Origin of the sequence: Filimonas effusa, assembly GCF_004118675.1 — a bacterium.
In the GTDB taxonomy this organism is placed as follows: Bacteria; Bacteroidota; Bacteroidia; order Chitinophagales; family Chitinophagaceae; genus Filimonas; species Filimonas effusa.
In genome coordinates, this window is record NZ_SDHZ01000001.1 from 520,148 (window position 1) to 538,566 (window position 18,419).

Genomic DNA, 18,419 nt, shown 5'->3' on the forward strand with positions numbered 1-18,419 from the left:
AAAAGGCGCCTATTTACGGGCGCCCTGTACTGTAATGTAATATTGCCGGTCAATCAGCTTCTTATCTATCAGCGGCTTCAGGCTTTTATCTACCTGGATCGTCTGCCACTGATCGGCAGGCGTTAACCTGATCACCAGTGTCCCTTTACGCAATACGATCGGCAGATTAAAACCGGGTATACAGTTGGTATAACGGTATCTCAGCTTGTTTTTATTCCAGGAATATTCCAGCACCGGGATCTGCGTGGTCCGCAGGTATTGATCAAACACTTTTGAAAGATCGATGCCCGATTGCCGGCTTATATATTGTTCTATCTCCTGTGTCGTAACGGTTTTATGATAGAAGGTTTTATTAAGCCCGCGCAGGATCTGGCGGAAAAGGCTGTCATTGTCTATTGAATGACGGATAGTATGTATAAGATTGCCGCCTTTGTAATACATGTCGCCACTGCCCTGATCGTTTACATCGTATGGGGCAATGATATTCCTGTCGTTTTTGATATTCTTACGGGTGCCGTAGTTGTAGTCGGTACCTGCTTCTTTGCCATAATAATATTCTGTAAAAAGGGTTTCACTGTAGTTGGTGAAGCTTTCATGGATCCACATATCTGCCAGGTCATTGGAAGTAATGTTGTTGGCGAACCACTCGTGACCGCTTTCATGTACCAGGATGAAATCCCATTTCTCTCCCCAGCCACTGCCGCTTAAGTCGCGACCCAGGTAACCATTGGCAAAATGATTACCATAAGCTACCGCGCTTTGGTGTTCCATACCCAGGTGAGGCGATTCTACCAGTTTATAACTGTCTTCATAAAAAGGGTAGGGACCAAACCAGTATTCAAACGCGCGTAACATTTGTTTGGCCTGTACAAACTGTTGCTGTGCTCTTGCCAGGTTGTATTGCAATACCCAGAAATCAAGGTCCAGCGTACCTTTTTCGCCGTGTAAGGTATCGGAGAAATGAACATACTTGCCTATATAAGGTACGATGTTGTAATTGTTGATGGGGTTTACCACCTGCCATTTCCAGGTTGTAAATCCATTGCCGCCGGTCTTTTCCGCGAGTCGTCCGTTGCTGATGGCAGTAAGGCTGTCGGCAACGATCATACTGAGAGAAGCGCCCTGGTCGGGCTCATCGGATTGATGGTCTTTACACGGGTACCATACCGAAGCGCCTAAACCCTGGCAGGCTACGCTCATCCAGGGGCTGCCTGTTGAATCTTTACGCCAGATCCAGCCGCCATCCCAGGGAGCATTTACTGCTTCCCGGGGTTTACCGTGGAAGTAAACGGTAACGCTGCCTTCCGAATGATTCGCCTGTTTGGGCACGTTCACATGCCAGGCGTTGCCTTCACGTGTAAACCGCAGCGAACGGCGGCTGTTGCCAAATAAAACACTGTCGATAAGCATAGGCTCCTGCAGGTCTATTTGCATAAAAGCAGGATAGCTGTCGCTGGTCACTTTATAGCGGATGGTATTGGAACCGCTGATGGTTTTACTGTTGAAATCGGGCTTTACGGTGATAGCATAATGAAGCACATTCCACCAGGCTCTTTCCGGTGTAATGCTGCCCCTGAGTGTATCGGCGTGTGTGAACCTGCTGCTTTCATGATGTTGTGCGCGCAGCTGTGTAAAAAAGCAGCAGCATAGGATACCTGAAAAAATGATTGGCTTCATGCTTTAAAAATAGGATATTCGGGATAATGAGAGGCAAAAGACGATATTCAAAATACTGCTTTCTAAGTTGTTTTAGCTGTTTTTTAGGATGCTGCCTTGTAATAGTCACTTGTATAACAGGCTGCAGTACAAAACAGGAGGAAGCAAAGCAGGTTTTCTTCTATAATGAAATGACGGGTATAACATCGCTGGACCCCGCTTTCGCGAAAAACCAGTCGCTGATATGGGCTGCGCACCAGTTGTATAATACGCTGATAGAAGTAGACAGTAACCTGAATATGGTACCGTCCCTGGCAAAAAGCTGGGAGGTGAGCGACGACAGGCTTAGCTATATTTTTCATTTGCGCAGTGATGTTTTCTTTCACGATAACGAAGTCTTCCCCGGTGGCAAAGGACGTAAAATGACTGCTGCAGACGTAGCTTATAGTTTACAGCGTATCACGGATAAAGGAACCGCCAGCAGTGGCGCCTGGATCTTTAACAACAGGATTGCCACCAATGGTTTTAGTGCAATCGACGATACTACTTTCCGGCTGCAGCTGATAAGGCCTTTTCATCCCATCCTGGGCATCTTAAGTATGCAGTATTGCAGCATCGTACCCCATGAGGTGGTAGAGCGCTATGGTAAAGATTTCCGCCGTCACCCCTGTGGTACCGGCCCGTTCCGCTTTAAGTTCTGGGTAGAGGGGCAGGCCCTGGTGCTCGAAAAGAACAGTCATTACTGGGAGAAGGATAGCGCCGGAAAGCCGTTGCCTTATCTTGATGCCATCAAGGTTAGTTTTTTTGATAACAAGGCTACCGAGTTTTTGCAGTTCCGCCAGGGTAAGCTCAGCTTTGTGAACGACATCGATCCCTCTTTTAAAGACGAAGTGCTTACCAAAAGCGGTGATTTACGCAAACAGTGGGAGGGAAAGATCCGGTTACACAAGCATGTATATTTAAATACCGAATACTTTGGCATACTCGCAGATGAGGCCAACCCGCTGCTCAAAGATTCACCGTTGCGTTTGAAAGCGGTGCGGCAGGCGATCAACTATGCCATCAACAGAAGGCAGCTGATGATGTACCTGCGTAATTCTATTGGTGTGCCGGCAGAAGCAGGCATGGTGCCGGCAGGTTTGCCCTCGCAAAATGAAAGGTTTGTAAAAGGCTATCAGTATAATCCGGCAAAAGCAAGACAACTGTTGCAGCAGGCAGGGTTTGATAAGCGGCCTATGCCGGTCATTAAATTACTGACGGTAGCCATTTATGCCGATATGGCCAGTTTTGCCGCCCGGCAGCTGGAAGAGGTAGGGATAAAGGTGCAGGTGGAGGTGGTGCAGAAAAGCCTGCTGCTGGAGCTTACTTCGCAATCCAATGCTGCTTTTTTCAGGGGCAGCTGGATGGCCGATTACCCGGATGCGGAGAACTATATGGCTATGTTCTATAGTAAGAACCCGGCTCCACCCAATTATACGCGTTACCAGAATCCCGCTTTTGATGTGCTTTACGAAAAGGCGCTGATGACAACAGATGATTCGGTGCGCTACGCCTTATACCGGCAAATGGACCAGCTGGTTATCGATGATGCGCCTATTGTGCCGCTTTTTTATGATATGGTTATTCACCTGGTGAACAACAATGTGATGAATATGCATGCCAATGCGCTTAACCTTCTGGAGTTGAAAACGGTATCCATCAAAAAATAAAGAACTTTGCGCCTCGGATATAAGCCGGTTTGCCTCTATAAACACGGCTGTCAACAGCAATCGGGTTTGTAATATAGGGGCAGGCCATCGGACGGGCCGCTAAATATAAAACAGTCATCTTGTTATGAAAATTCTGGTTACAGGTGCGAATGGTTTTTTGGGTCAGCATTTATGTCTTCATTTGGATGAAGCGTTTTCAGTAGCCGCTACCGGCCGCGGAGAAAGCCGTATTCCGCATGCGTTTTCGCAGCGTTTCTATCCGGTTGATCTTACCCACAGGGCAGCAGTAGCCAGCCTCGTAGCGCAGGTGCAGCCGGATGTTATTGTACATACGGCTGCCATGAGTAAACCTGATGAATGCAACCTGAACAGGGAGGCCTGCCTGCTTCATAATGTAGAAGCTACCCGTTTCCTGCTTGAGGCAGGTGAAGCATTAAGCACTCCTGCGCATTTTATTTATGTGTCAACAGACTTCGTTCATGGCGAAGGCGGACCGCACGATGAAATGGCGGAACCGGCGCCACTTAACTTTTATGGCGAAAGTAAACTCATGGCAGAGCGGCTGGTGGCTGCAACAGCCAGCTTTTATACCATTATGCGCCCTGTTTTCATTTACGGTCCTGTTTGGGAGGGAATGCGCCCGGGTTTTATTCAATGGGTGAAAAACAGCCTGGAGCAGGGAAAGGCTATCAAGGTGGTCAGCGATCAGCTGCGAACGCCTACGCATGTGAATGATATCTGCAAAGGACTGGAATCTATTATCAGGTTGAAAAAATATGGTATCTATAATCTTGGTGGTGGTGAAATAGTATCACCTTACCAGATGGCGGTGGCCGTTGCCGATGCCTTGCAACTTGATAAAGCGCTTATAGAACCAGTGACTGCCGATACTTTTAAAGAGCCTGTAAAAAGAGCTAAATTATCAGGGCTGCTTATTGATAAGGCAAGGGAACAGCTCAATTACGAACCCGTAAGCTTTGAAAGGGGGATCCTGCATAGCCTGGGCGTTTTGTCATTTTAAATTAATTAATTGTTACCGTTATATTACCATTTACTGCCAAACGGTTTTTATGATTGAATAAGCGCTTACAGCTTCACCCTTTTCAAACAGATTGTTTGTCTAGAGGCTGTAATCTTCAATTAAAACAACCGTATATGATTTCTTTTGGCAGGAAGATATTGTCGGGCATGCTTTACTGCATGATGGCTGCAATACTTCTGGTAAACCCTGTTTCACTTCACGCCCAGCAAAACGGTCAGCAAAAATGGGTAAATGTTCCCTCCGGGGAAGTCTCCATTGGAGCGTTATCTAAAATCATTAAAAGTGCTACCGGAACCGATCTGTTCTACAGCAAAGATGTATTGGACAGTAAAGAAAAGATCCGTTTAAAAGGCGGCCGGATTTCGCTCGACAATCTTTTAGAAGAAATCGCGAAAGAAAAAAAGCTGTCTTACACCTTTAAGAACGGTGTATATATTCTTCGTAAGAAAGAAGCGGCTGCCCCTGCAAAAAATGCAGCAGCCGACAATGTTTACAAGATCCCTGCTATCAGGGGTGAAGTAAAAGATTCTGCCGGCTATCCCCTGTCAGGCGTTGTGGTTGTTGCCAAAAAAGGCGGCCAGCGCGCTATCTCCAATGACGATGGTGTATTTACGCTTAACGGTATCGCTGTCAACGATATGTTACAATTCAACAGCGCAGGTTATGAGCGCCGTGAAATGAAGCCCGATGCCAGCGGCGAAATGAAAGTGCAGCTTTTCAGCACTATGAATGAGCTGGACGGTGTAGTGGTAACGGCCCTTGGTATTAAAAGGCAGGAAAGAGCGCTGGGTTATTCAGTAACGACAGTTTCAGGCGCAGAACTTACCAACGCTTTATCTAATAACTGGACGGATGCCCTTACCGGTAAAGTAGCGGGTTTGAATATCCTGAAATCAGGTGGCGGCCCCGCAGGTTCTTCTAAAATTATACTCAGAGGTGAAAACTCTTTCAATAGCCAGGACAATGCTGCATTAATAGTAGTAGATGGAGTGGTGATCAGCAATAGTAGCGGTAAAATGACCGGCACCGGCAGCGGTAACTATCTCGATGCCGATTCGCCGGTTGACTTTGGTTCTACCATGGCCGATTTGAACCCTGAAGATATTGAAAGCATCTCTGTTCTGAAAGGCCCCGGTGCTTCTGCATTGTACGGCGCACGTGGTGGTAACGGTGCTATCATCATCACTACCAAACAAGGTGCTTCCCGCCAGAAAGGATGGGGTGTGAATGTAAATTCCAATACCGCCTTAGCCAGTATCAACAGGTGGCCTGATTATCAATATGAATACGGTCAGGGTGACAGGGCTTCCGATGGCGACCTGTATTATTCCTACGGCGATAGTGAAGACGGTGCCAGAACTTACAGTTCCAGCTCTGCATGGGGACCTAAGTTCAACGGCCAGATGTACTACCAGTATGAGCCTGCCCGTTACCGCTTAACGGCTATTCCTGCAGGACAGGCAACAAGAACGCCCTGGGTTCCTTATAAGAATAACAGGAAAGACTTCTTTAAAACAGCAAAAACAACAACCAACTCTATTTCTTTATCCGGTGGTAATGCCAATACTTCTGTACGGCTTTCTTATACCAATGTTTACAATAGCTGGATAGTGCCTAACACAGGCTACAAAAGAAATACAGTTGCATTCCAGTTGACCCATAAGGTGAACGATAAATTGTCTATCACTTCCAAGATCAACTATAGCAACAGGAGCAGCGATAACCTGCCTTCTACGGGTTATAACAACCAGACCATCATGTACTTCATCAGGGGTATCACACCTAACATGGATCTGAACTGGTTTAAGGATTACTGGTTGCCCGGACAGGAAGGTATTGCCCAAAGAAGGCCTTTCTCTTTACAGTTGGATAACCCCTTCCTACAGGCATATGATATGTTGAATAAGTCGAGCCGTAACGGTGTGATCGGTAACGTAGCTGCTACTTACCGTTTCAACAGACATTTAAGCCTGATGGTAAGGTCGGCCGTGGATCTGATGGTGGAAGACCGTTCACAGCAAAAGCCTAAGAGCACACAAAAGTATGCCGATGGCATGTATCGTGAGCAGGACATCACTACCAGTGAGGTGAACAACGACTTCCTGCTGAAATATGATGTTGGCAATGACTCGAAAAACAAATCCGATTTCAGCTACAGTGTCTCTATCGGCGGTAGTGTCATGCGTAACAAATACCGCAGGCAGGAATACCGTGCAGAGAAACTGATCTATCCTAATGTATATACTTTAGCAAACAGTGCGCTGGCGCTGGAAGCAAGACCTTACCGTACCGATTTCGCTACGAACAGTTTATATGGTATGGCAACATTCGCCTATAAGAATTTAATATACCTGGACGTGACTGCCAGAAGGGACTGGACTTCTACACTGGTGAACCCGCTGATTAAAAATGTGGAGCCTTATTTCTATCCTTCTGTGAACGTAAGTGCTATCTTATCTGATGCCTGGAAAATGCCGGAAGCTATTTCCTTCTGGAAAGTCAGAGGTTCCGTTGCAGGTATCGGTAATGGTGGTACTACTCCTTACCTCACTTCTTATAGTTATTTACCTGTTACCACTTCTATCGGTGGCCTTACTAACCCTACTACCATTCCGGAACCTTTCCTGAAGCCATTACGTTCTGTAAGCACTGAATTCGGTACCGATATCCGTTTCTTCAAAAACAAACTGCAGTTCGATATCTCGGTTTACCAGAACAACACACGTGGCCAGATTGTACAGGCGCCTGTAGATGCGGCAAGCGGTTATGCAAGATTGATCATGAATGCCGGTGAAGTAAGAAACCGTGGTATAGAAATACAGGCCAGCAATGTTATGCTGAGTTCCAAAACCGGCCTGAACTGGAAGATGTTTGGTAACTACTCTCTGAACAGGAACAAGATCGTAGGTGTGCCTAACGGCTCCGAGCAGATCCTTGCCAATATGGTAGGCAGCAGGGTGGCAGTAAAAGCAATCAACGGCGGTTCTTTGGGCGATATGTATGGCTTGGGATACCTGCGTTCTCCTGATGGACAGATCGTTTACAGGAATGGTTTGCCTGTAAGAGGTGATTCCCTGGTATACGTAGGAAGCTCACAGGCGAAATGGAAGTTTGGTTTCGGTAACCAGTTCTCTTATGGCCGCTTTATGTTCAACTTCCTGTTCGACGGACAGTTTGGCGGTAAAGCTTATTCGCTTACCCATGCGGTACTTGCCGAAGAAGGTAAACTGAAGAAAACACTGCCCGGCCGTTACAACGGTATCATTGGCGACGGTGTGATGGAAACTTCGGATGGTAAATATGTAAAGAATACAGTGGTAGCTAACAATGTGGGCGACTACTATGCCGAGCATTTCAACAGGGATAACGTAGAAGCGAATATGTTCCGTACCGACTTTATTAAACTGAGGGAAGTACGTATCGATTATGCATTTGCTCCTAAACTGGTGAAGAAGCTAAGGCTGCAACGGGCAACGATCGGCTTGTATGGCCGCGACCTGTTCGTGATCACTGAATGGCCTTCCTTTGATCCTGAGTTTGGTTCACTGGATGATGGCGATATCAGGGCGGGTGCAGAAGTGGCGCAGTTCCCTTCTACCAGGTCAATGGGTGTTAGCTTAAATATCAGCTTCTAATTGAAACAATCATGAAAAAAGGAATAGTATATATATGGATCACTGCGCTGGCAATAGGTATTGCAGCCAGTTCCTGTACCAAAGATTTCGCGGATATCAATACCAATCCCAATGCTTCGCCGCATGCGCTTCCTGAAACCCTGCTTTCACCTGCCTTAGTGTCGCTGGTGAACAGCAACCTGAACAGGGCCATGCGTATCAGTAACGACCTTATGCAGGTAAGTGTTACTGTTTCCGAATCGAGGGAGTTTCACCGTTATGTGATCAGGCCTACGGAATCTGATTATATGTGGAGCAACTGGTATGTACAACTGACCAATATCCGTGATATCTATACCAGTGCAAGTCTTACCCAACAAACAGGTTATCAAACTTACCAGGGCATCAGCCTCATTCTCGATGCCTGGGTAACCTCCATGATCACCGATATGTATGGCGATGTTCCCTATACCGAATCGAACAGGGGTAAAGAAGGAATTATACAACCTAAGTTCGATTCGCAAAAGGATATTTATCTCGACCTGTTCAATAAACTGGATACTGCAAACGTATTGCTGGCAAAGAACGTAGACCTTCCCAATGCCACCACTGCCGATCCTTTATTCGCCGGTTCGGCCAACAAATGGCGCCGCTTCGGCAACTCTCTTTTCCTGCGATTGCTGATGAGAGCTTCGGGTAAAGCAGAATCAGGTGCTGTGGCTAAGATCCGCAAGATCGTGAATGAAGATGCCGGCAACTATCCCATCATGACGGGTAATGAGTTTTCTGCGGTACTGCCAATAGGCGCTGCTACGCCGCTGCAATCCGAGTTTGCATTGTATCGTGATCTTGACTTCAGTGGTGGTAAAGGTTATTCAGAGTTCTTCATCAACAACCTGAATGCATGGATCGATCCACGTTTGCCTAAGATTGCTACGGCGCTGGGCCTGGGTGGTGGTTACCTGGGTATTACCAGTGGTTATGGAACCGGCAATGCGCCTGAGATCATGTCTACTTACCTGAACACGCTGAAAACAGATCCGCACCTGGGTAACATCATGAACTATGCAGAGCTGCAGTTTATTCTCGCAGAAGCTGCGGTAAGAGGTTATATCACGGGCACGCCTAAAACCTATTACGATAATGGCGTAACGAATGCGATCACTTTCTGGCAGGCTACTGTACCCACAGGACATCTCGATAAAGAAGATGTAAAATGGAATGAAAATGTATCCCAGGATGAAAAGATCGAGCAGATTCTTTTACAGAAATATTATACGTTGTTCTTTACCGATTTCCAGTCCTGGTCGGAATACAGAAGAACCGGTCATCCTGTATTGCCTATAGGTCCGGGCGTACAGAACGGTGGTAAAATGCCTTCCCGTTTTGTATATCCTATCAATACCCAGGCAACCAACCCGGTTCACTATCGTGAGGCTGCTAATGCGATGGGTGGCGACAACATTAATGCTAAAGTTTGGTGGAATAAGCCTGATTAATCATTATCCAGAATTAAAATAGTATATGAAAAAGTACTTTTTATATATAGCAGCTGTCGTAAGCAGTTTTGCTTTTACTTCCTGTTTGAAGGAGGATCTCAACGAATCGATAGGGGAGCTGAATGCAATGGCCTCTGTTTATGTGGTACGTGCTGCTTATAACCAGGCCGATGTTTCCCTGGGTAAAGCAAGCCTGGCCGGCGCTTACCGCACGGCAGGTATCGTGATTGCCAACGGCAGTTCCGGGAACTTTCCTGAAGGACATATCATTATCCAGGACGAATGGAGAGGGTTGATGCGTGGTCTTACCCTCGTCTCCGATAAGGCTACTGCCGCCAGCCTGGCTGTAGGCGATTCCGTTGTAGTAGAACTGGAAGGCGCTACCCTGACACGTAACGGTGGTACTTCCCTGGCTGTAAGAGGTTTGGCAGCGTCTGCCATCAAAAAGATCTCTTCCGGTCACGAGGTGAAAATAAGGCCTATCAATATCACGGAGTTGTCGAAGAACTTCGAAAAGTATGAAAATACAGTCGTGAGCATTACTGCCGACGTAACGCCGTTCCCTGTGCAGCAGAAGTTTGCAGGAGAACATACGCTTACTGATGGTGGCGATACTACTATTCCTTTGTACACTGCTGCTGAAGCGGTGTTTGCCAACGAAACCATAGCGCCCAGCGCGGCGTTCGTGGGTATACCTGTAACAGGCGATGGCCGCAAGCAGTTGCGTTTAAGAAATCTTACCGATATGCAGTTTGCGAGCGGCCCTATTTATGCCGGTTATCCCGAAGACTTTGAAAATCCTGATGCAGCTCAGAAAGCATCTTATGCAGGTAAGGATGTTGCCTTACGTACCGGTACCTGGCGTTTAGAGCAGTGTTTGTTAGGTAATACAACAGGCCGTGACCGTATCGTTTCCGGTAAACAGTCTATCCGTTTCCAGCAGAACCTGGGAACCAGTAGTCCCTGTTATTTACAAATGAACTACGATGTGCCTAGTGGTGCTGCCAAGGTAACCTTCTGGTACGGCTGTTATTATACCGATGCTGCCAGCTCCTTTGTATTGGAAGCTTCCACTGATAAAGGCACTACCTGGAAGCAGGTGGGTAATGTGATCTCCGATCCGGAGAAAACAAGTGTGAGCATTGCCGCCAAACAGGCAGTTTTCATGATGGATATCGACGGCAGCGTACGTTTCAGGATTCGCAAACTTCCTTTAGGTACTACGGCTATCCCTACCATTGAAAACGGAAGATTGGGTATCGATGACTTTGCTATTTACCAGAATTACTAAATCAATAATTCTTTACAGTTCGTCGGATGTAAGGGTAGATTCCTCTTACATTCGACGAATTAAAATTTCTATCAAGCATGAGCGACAGAAGAAGTTTCCTCAAAAACCTCGGATTTGCAGGTTCTTTGATTGCAGTGCCTTCTACCTTACTGAAGGCTAACCCCTTTACCAAAAAGCAAAATATAGATCTCACCGGCTTAACCCTCAGGGGACGTGTGCAAAGCCAGGGCGCTGGTGTTGCAGGGGTTTGTGTTACAGACGGTATCAACATTACGCAAACAGACAAGAACGGCCAGTATGAGCTGAGCAGCAATGCTACTGCCGAATTTGTATATATATCGGTGCCGGCAGGTTATGCTTTCCCGGCAGAGAAGGGGATTGCTGCTTTTTATCAGCCTGTTCCCAAAGGCAAGAGTTCTTTCAAAGCCGACTTCAACCTCGATAAACTGAAAACGGACGATCAGCATCACCACTTCGTTGTATGGGCCGATCCTCAGATGAAATCAAAGAAGGATTGTGAAATATTGCTGAAAGAATCTGTGCCCGATTTGCAGGCTACTATCCACGCTTTACCCGGCGATGCGCTGATACACGGTATTGGATGTGGCGACCTGGTATGGGATGAATTTGAACTATTCGAAGACTACCGCAAGGCAGTAGAGCTTTCAGGTATTCCTTTTTATAATGTGATCGGCAACCACGATATGGACAATGAAGCCCGTACCGATGATGGTTCTGCCAATACTTTCAAGAAGCAATTCGGTCCTACTTATTATTCTTTCAACAGGGGATCTATCCACTATGTGGTACTGGATGATGTATTCTTCCTGGGCGCTGCCAAAAAGTACATCGGCTATATTACCGAAAACCAGATGCAGTGGCTGGAGCAGGATCTTTCATATGTAAAACCTGGTAGCACCATCGTGCTGAGTCTGCATATTCCAACATTTACAGGTTCCGCGCGCAGGAATGGCAAAGATGAAGAACCCGGCGGAATGGTGGCTAACAGGCAACAGCTTTACAAAATGCTGGCGCCTTATAAAGTACATATCATGAGTGGTCATACGCACTTTAATGATAACTGGGAAGAAGGCGACATCATGGAACATAACCATGGCACTGTTTGCGGCGCCTGGTGGACAGGTCCTATCTGCGGCGATGGTACGCCAAGCGGCTACGGTGTGTACGAGGTAAATGGAACTGATATTAAATGGTACTATAAGTCAACCGGTTCACCCCGCGAAAAGCAGTTGCGTATTTATAAAAAAGGGTACCTGAAAACGGCTCCTGATGAAGTATCTGTGAACGTATGGAACTACGATAGCAAATGGAAGGTGGAGTGGTATGAAGACGGCGTATTGAAAGGTGCTATGGACAGACGTGTAGCGCTGGATCCCTGGGCAGTAGAACTGTATGAAGGACCATTGTTACCTAAGAAACATAAGTTTGTAGAACCTACTTTAAATGACCATATGTTTTTTGCAAAACCGGCTGCCGGGGCTAAAGAGATCATGGTGAAGGCAACAGACAGGTTCGGAAATGTTTATACGGAAATAATGAAGTTAAGTTAGCAGGTTTTAGTATCCCCAATAGCCGGGAGGTCGTATCTTATGAGATGCGACCTTTTTTTATTTAAAGTGCCGTAATCCGATTGAAGAATATAATGGCAAGCTATAAAACTATAATCGCCACTACAACGATGGGATGCGGATATGGGAAAATATTGAGACCGCCATTAAGCGACTTGATTAAGCCGGGGCGGGGATATGTGATTGCTGTATTCGTCTATTTGAAATGTATTGTGTCGCCCTCAATTACTGCATAGATATTATCAGACAATTCGAGGTTTTCGAGGAAGGCTGACAAGGGCAGCTTTTTAGATAACATGCCGTTGAATACTTTGTTGGCCAATTCCGGGGTATGAAATATCACTTTCATTTTGAACCATCTTGACACGATATTGGTGAGGCTTTTTAGCGGAACGTCTTCGAAATAATAAATGCCCTGCATCCAGGACAGGGTAGTGGTAACGTCAAAGGTGGTAGTGGTAAAACGTTCACCGGTATAAGTGGTTTGCTGGCCAGGTTTCAGTATCAAGGTGCCGCCGGGAGCCGTAGCGGATACGCTACCTTCCACCAGTGCCGTTTTGATACCTGTAGTGTCGTAAGTATTAACGTTAAACTGGGTTCCGAGTACCCTTATATCTGTACGGGCTGTGTGTACAATAAAAGGTTGCTGTTTGTCGGGCGCCACTTTGAAAAAGGCTTCCCCGTCGACGTAAAGATCTCTTTGTTTTAGTCCTGCGAAGCTTTGCGGGAAGCGGAGGCGGGTATGTGCGTTGAGCCATACTTCGGAGCCATCGGGCAGGGTTACTTTATAGTTCATGGCGGCGGGAATGAACAATGTGTTCCATTGTCCCTGTTCCGTGCTGGCATCGGAGAGCGTTATGCTGCTGTCGGTTACCGTGATGCGGGTATTGCCGGCATTCATTTGTTTGCCTGCGGCGGCGGTAAGGTTTACCAGGCTGCCATCTTCGTAGCGCATGATGATACTGTCGCTGTTGAAGGACCAGGATCTGTTGTCAGCAAAAAAGCTGGCTGCGGTGGATTCCTGGCTGGAAGAGCGGATGGTGCGTACGGCTACGATAGCGGCCACACAAGCGGCAGCGGCGGTTGCGATGGCGGTGATACGGCGGATGCGGGTACGCGGACGGATAGCGGGTTGCAATTGTTCCCAGGCATTATTTGCGTCATTTTTAAAATGACCTGTTTGGGTTGCCTGCTGCATTTTGTCGCGCAGTTGATGCCATTCCTGCCGCACATGGTTGTCTGATGCTATTAACCGGCTGATGACCTGATCTTCTTCCTCCGAAATAGTGCCTGCCAGTTTTTCTACCAATAGTCTTCGAACCTCCACTTGATCCTCTTCCATGAACCTTTTTTTATAAGAGACAATGATACACATAAAATCAGGTGAATAGCATTTGTTAATAATGCAATTTTTCCCTGTAAAGGCTTGTTACAGCTGTTTTTGAGGGCTGGTAATAATTACATAACATTCAGAGATCGTATAAATCCCAAAATTTGCATCCGTAACTAAGCAATAACAGATACCCGATGCATGTAATAAGCGAAACTGAATTGCTGGAGAGATTTAAAAAAGGTGATGTACAGGCATTTGAAGCGGTCTTTAAATCGTGTTACCCTTTACTCAAGACGGAAGCATATTTATTGCTGGACGATGATGAGGAGGCGGAAGACCAGGTGCAGCAATTGTTCATCGATATCTGGAATAAATCGCTTTACAAAAATATAGATGTCTCTATCCGGGCTTATCTCTATCGTTCGATACGGCATAAATGCCTGAATTTTCTTGAAAAGAAACGGCGGCATGAGCGCATGGTGTTGGAATATGCACAAACAACGGAAGAGGTGGAGCCGGAAAAAAGACAGGATGAATTACCCGCCCATATGCACCAGGCTTTGCTGGAATTACCTCCCCAGCGGCTGGCTGCTTTCAACCTGGTTTATTTAGAAGAAAAAAGTTACAAGGCCGCTGCCATCGAGATGGGGATTTCAGTGAATTCGCTGAAAACACACCTCAAAATGGGGCTAAAGTTCCTGCGAAGCTCCCTGCAGCGTACCTGTTGATACCTCTATGATCTTCTCCAGACATTAGTTTTAGCTGTCATCTTTATTCCTTTGTTTCAGGGGGCGTTAATTTAATGTAAAGCCTTTATTAATTATTTTTAATTGGAATAAAGGCTTCTTAAATTAGAGCATATTTATGCCATCGCCGCTTCAGAAATATTTTGCCCAAAGGGTTAAGAATTTATTTAACCACTTGCATGACTTTGATGTTAGCGCGGAAGAAGGGGCGTTACATGATCTGCGGGTAGAGCTGAAAAAGCTGAGGGCGGTGATCAAATTTCTACAGCAGGTATACTCCAAACAAAAACTGAAAAAGCCTGCGCACCTGTTACGTACTATCTTTCAGCAGGCCGGTGAAATAAGGGAATACCAGTTGTTGCAGCAATGGCTGCGGAAATATCATCTGAAGGTATTGGAGGAAAGATATTTCCCTGCTGAAAGGCTGCATGAAATGAACGCCGATTTTCGTAAGCAGGCCCCGGCGTTTAAAAATGATCTTAAGGAGATCATCGAGCTTAGCGGCCGTTTTGTAGCACATACCAACGGCATTTTGGCTGAACAGTATTTTGCCGACTTACATGCCCAGCTACAGGAGAAGACTTCTGCCGACCTGCCTTCCAGGGAGTGGCATGATCTGCGTAAACTTATCAAACAATGGATGTACGCGCTTAATTGGGTGGTGCCGGAGGAAGTGGGTGCGAAAGAATCGGTATTGGCCTATTTCAATAAACTCCAGGAACAGATCGGGCAATGGCATGACCTGGAAATGGTGAAAGAAGCTTTCTCTCAAAAACAGATCTATTTGTCGCAGGATATGGAGGTGCAGAAAGACTTTGCATTGGCCTGGGAAAAACTCACACACTCATTAAAGTACCGGGAAAGGCAGGTAGTTGAAATGCTGGCTGCACAGCAGGTGGTATCATAATACGCCTGCCAGGCGGACGTAATAAAACAATAGCCATCCCTTGTTGTGACAAATGTGGGATGGCTATTGTTTTTAGCGGTATTGGCTTGCCTGTAATCAATATACTTCTGCCAGCATACAGCGGGCGCTGCCGCCGCCGTTGGTTTCAATTACATCGAGCGGGGTGTGCAATACCCGGTTATAATCTTCCAGTTGTTTCTTTTGAAGGGGGCTTAGGCTTTGCCATGCCTGGGTAGACATGATCAGCAGTTTTTCGTTGTCTTCGTTTTTGATCTGCAGCATATTGCCGGCAAAGTGCTGCATTTGATCCATGCTGATGGTTACAATGTCTTTCCCGGAGCGGCGTATGGTTTCCAGCACCCTTTCCCTTTCTTCGGGGTTGGTGATGGTGTCGGCGCAAATGACCACATATTTATCTGCCACGCACATCATTACATTGGTATGATAGATCTCGTGACCGGTAAGGTCGGTAGCGTGGAATACCACGGGCTGATAGCCGAGCGTCTCGCAGAATTGCTGTAACAGCGCTTCGTTGGTGCGCGGCGACAGGCAGGCATATGCTTTTTTGTTTTCGCGGTCGAGCACCATGCTGCCGGTTCCTTCCAGGAAAAGATGTTCCTGCTCGTATTTTGAGAGGTCAACAGTTTTGCTGGTATGGTACCATTGCTGTATTGCTTCCATTACTGTTGCCTTGCGTTCGAGGCGCCTGTTCAGGGCATACATGGGATACAGGCAAATGGTTCCGTTATGGAAAGAGATCCAGTTGTTGGGGAAGATGGAATCGGGTGTGTGCGGTAAAGGGGTATCGTTCACTACCGATACGCGAACGCCGTTGTGGCGGAGCAGTGTCACAAAAGCATCGAATTCCGCCAGTGCCAGTTCCTGGGTGCCGGACTCTTCTCCTTTTTTCTGGAAGGCATTGTTCACGGCCGTCTGGGCATTATAAGTGAACTGCACAGGCCTGATCATCAGGATATGTGAAGTGGGCATATCGTTGTTGTTATGTATGATCAAAGATTGTTGAGCGGTGCCGGTTTCGTTCCGATACCGGTTATGAACGAAACCGTTTCCATTTTGTTTGGCTGGGATAAAACTCTTTTATTTATCCCTTCTGGTTTTAGCTTAATTTATCGCGGAGCAGTGGCATGCTCATACAATGGGAGCCGCCCCTGGCCCTGGAGAGTTCTGCTGATGGCAATAGGATCAGCGTGTTTTCCAGGCTATGGGGTGAAATGCCTTTTTCGAAGCGGTCGAATGCCTCGCGGGTAGTGATGACATCGAAGCCGGCCTTGCGGAAGGCTTCAGATGTTTTATCGTTACGGTCGTAGCCTATCACGACCCCTTCTTTGAGCGCTACCACGTTACAGGAGTCGGTCCATTGTTCCCTGTCGTCGTGCGGAAAATCGTTGCCGCCGCTGTAGATGATCCGTACGTCCTGCGGCGCCACACCAAAATCTTCCACGCTTATCTGTATCAGCAGTGATTCTATACCCGTTGGGTTTGTGGGAACGCTATAGTCTTTGTTGCGCTGGTAGGGGTCTGAAGCTTTTTTATAGAACTGAAGGATCTCCGGTTCGGGCTCTTTATGCAAGTCTGTTTTATGCGCGAGCACGTTGAGGTACGACTGTTTGATGTTGTTTTCCGCCTCCATGATCCTTTCCGAATAGCGGCCATACATTACCCATACGTTTCTTCGCACCTGGGTAAAAATTGTATCGATATGCATTTGCGCACGCTTCTTCGGGATCTTCACTACGGAGATCTTTTCTATGCCCAGTTCTTCGCGGCTGAAGAGGGTGTGGATGATCTCATTCACGGCATTGGAGGAAGTACGTTCGCTGCAGCCTACAATGATATGGCGCTGGTGCACCATCATGATGTCACCGCCTTCGATGGTGATGATACGCTGGCGGCGTTCCTGTTCTTCATAGAGGAAGAAGTCACTTTCTTCAATGATCTCTATGATCTTTCCGGGTTGTTCGTGGAAGAAGTAATATAAGGCGAGGAACTTGGTGATCAATGATTCGCGTTTGCGTGCGGAGGTGGCCATGCGGCTCAAGAGAAGATGATCTTTGATCATGATGCCTATATCCCGGGTGAAGATGAAGTTGGGGATAGGAGGGAAGATGTATTGATCTTCTTCATTTCCGCTTTCTGTTGCCGGCAGGATGCCCGTGATCAGGATCTTTGCCAGTAAGCCAGCGTCCTGTATGGCTTCCAGTTTCTGTTGAATGGCAAAGCTTGACTCTTCGTAGGAACAAACTGCTGCTATCAGCCTAAGCTTTACGCGCTCATCTCCGACAATTTCTTCGAGCAGGTTCTGTGCTTCGAGCACTTTATCGGAGTTGAAGTATTCCTTTTTGCCGGGGATGAAGCAGTTGGCCTGCTTTTCATCGTCGGAGGAAAATGAATTTATGTATGTAATTTTCTCAGGATCAAGGAAATACAAGAGTAGCTTCACATAATGATTGTACTCTTTCTGCATACTTTTCAGGTGAACGATGTCGTCGTAAAGGTTATCCTGGAAAGTGCTGGGTATGATTTTCCCGATGCCGCCATCGGGGCTATGGATCAATAATTTACGAAGCGTACCTAATTCTGAATCTATAAAATAGGACGACTGATCTGCAGACATACGAATAGTTTGAAGTCAAGAAATAATTGGCTGAACTAACGACAAAACGCAGTGCTGTTGCGCTGATAAGAACCAGCGTATCAGTAATCCGGCAAACCTAAATCTGCTGATGAGATCAGATTCAGGAAGTACGCAAGGAGGAGAAAAGGACGGATATGTTTAGTATTAAACATACCGCAAGATAGTAGTTTTAGCTGCGGGCAGCAAACTAGCTATTTGATTTTTTGTGTTTTACGGTGTTTTCGGTAGCCGGCGGATGTGGAAACCCGGGGAAGTCCTCGTCTATTTTTTCATCCTTGTTATTGGCTACATCTTCCTTTGACATAGGGTATTTCTTATTATCGTTCTCCTTGTTTTGAGCTGGCTTGCGTGGGTATTGTTTTTTAGTACTCATAGGT

The 18,419-nt window shown here is 46.7% G+C and carries 13 protein-coding genes; 8 read left to right on the forward strand and 5 right to left on the reverse strand.

Features of this window, described 5'->3' with window-relative positions; translation table 11 throughout:
- Nucleotides 1-9: 9 nt before the first annotated feature.
- The gene (locus tag ESB13_RS01930) at nt 10-1,677 is read right to left on the reverse strand and encodes a M1 family metallopeptidase (RefSeq protein ID WP_129001350.1); all 1,668 of its coding nucleotides are present in this window, start codon (nt 1,675-1,677) and stop codon (nt 10-12) included.
- A gap of 170 nt (nt 1,678-1,847) precedes the next feature.
- Here ESB13_RS01930 and ESB13_RS01935 point away from each other — a divergent pair, with 170 nt between their 5' ends.
- The 6 genes from ESB13_RS01935 (at nt 1,848) to ESB13_RS01960 (ending at nt 12,382) form a co-directional block, all read left to right on the forward strand.
- A complete protein-coding gene (locus ESB13_RS01935; protein ID WP_246022405.1) occupies nt 1,848-3,365 on the forward strand; it encodes an ABC transporter substrate-binding protein in 1,518 nt (505 codons plus the stop codon).
- A 124-nt stretch (nt 3,366-3,489) separates the two neighbouring features.
- The gene (locus tag ESB13_RS01940) at nt 3,490-4,386 is read left to right on the forward strand and encodes an SDR family oxidoreductase (protein ID WP_129001352.1); all 897 of its coding nucleotides are present in this window, start codon (nt 3,490-3,492) and stop codon (nt 4,384-4,386) included.
- Between the two features lie 134 nt (nt 4,387-4,520).
- Nucleotides 4,521-8,042 carry a SusC/RagA family TonB-linked outer membrane protein gene (locus ESB13_RS01945; protein WP_220399532.1) on the forward strand — a complete coding sequence of 1,174 codons (3,522 nt, stop codon included), beginning with the start codon at nt 4,521-4,523 and terminating at the stop codon, nt 8,040-8,042.
- Nucleotides 8,043-8,053: 11 nt separating this feature from the next.
- Nucleotides 8,054-9,520 (forward strand): SusD/RagB family nutrient-binding outer membrane lipoprotein, encoded by a 1,467-nt coding sequence (locus ESB13_RS01950; RefSeq protein ID WP_129001353.1) that lies wholly within the window; start codon nt 8,054-8,056, stop codon nt 9,518-9,520.
- Nucleotides 9,521-9,545: 25 nt separating this feature from the next.
- Nucleotides 9,546-10,811 carry a DUF5689 domain-containing protein gene (locus tag ESB13_RS01955; protein WP_129001354.1) on the forward strand — a complete coding sequence of 422 codons (1,266 nt, stop codon included), beginning with the start codon at nt 9,546-9,548 and terminating at the stop codon, nt 10,809-10,811.
- Between the two features lie 77 nt (nt 10,812-10,888).
- Nucleotides 10,889-12,382, forward strand: a complete 1,494-nt coding sequence (locus ESB13_RS01960) for a calcineurin-like phosphoesterase C-terminal domain-containing protein (protein ID WP_129001355.1) — start codon at nt 10,889-10,891, stop codon at nt 12,380-12,382.
- A gap of 214 nt (nt 12,383-12,596) precedes the next feature.
- Here the strand turns inward: ESB13_RS01960 and ESB13_RS01965 are convergent, their stop codons facing one another.
- Nucleotides 12,597-13,742, reverse strand: coding sequence for a FecR family protein (locus ESB13_RS01965; RefSeq protein WP_164974066.1), 1,146 nt, complete (start codon nt 13,740-13,742; stop codon nt 12,597-12,599).
- 185 nt (nt 13,743-13,927) lie between these two features.
- Here ESB13_RS01965 and ESB13_RS01970 point away from each other — a divergent pair, with 185 nt between their 5' ends.
- A complete protein-coding gene (locus ESB13_RS01970) occupies nt 13,928-14,461 on the forward strand; it encodes an RNA polymerase sigma factor (RefSeq protein WP_129001357.1) in 534 nt (177 codons plus the stop codon).
- Between the two features lie 136 nt (nt 14,462-14,597).
- Nucleotides 14,598-15,386 carry a CHAD domain-containing protein gene (locus tag ESB13_RS01975; RefSeq protein ID WP_129001358.1) on the forward strand — a complete coding sequence of 263 codons (789 nt, stop codon included), beginning with the start codon at nt 14,598-14,600 and terminating at the stop codon, nt 15,384-15,386.
- A gap of 96 nt (nt 15,387-15,482) precedes the next feature.
- Here the strand turns inward: ESB13_RS01975 and ctlX are convergent, their stop codons facing one another.
- From ctlX to ESB13_RS01990, 3 genes are all read right to left on the reverse strand, one after another.
- Nucleotides 15,483-16,376: a citrulline utilization hydrolase CtlX gene (gene ctlX / locus ESB13_RS01980; RefSeq protein WP_246022407.1), complete on the reverse strand. Its 894-nt coding sequence runs from the start codon at nt 16,374-16,376 to the stop codon at nt 15,483-15,485.
- A gap of 127 nt (nt 16,377-16,503) precedes the next feature.
- Nucleotides 16,504-18,021: an arginine deiminase family protein gene (locus ESB13_RS01985; protein ID WP_129001359.1), complete on the reverse strand. Its 1,518-nt coding sequence runs from the start codon at nt 18,019-18,021 to the stop codon at nt 16,504-16,506.
- A gap of 208 nt (nt 18,022-18,229) precedes the next feature.
- On the reverse strand, nt 18,230-18,415 hold the full coding sequence (locus ESB13_RS01990) for a hypothetical protein (protein ID WP_129001360.1): 186 nt from the start codon (nt 18,413-18,415) through the stop codon (nt 18,230-18,232).
- Nucleotides 18,416-18,419: the final 4 nt, after the last annotated feature.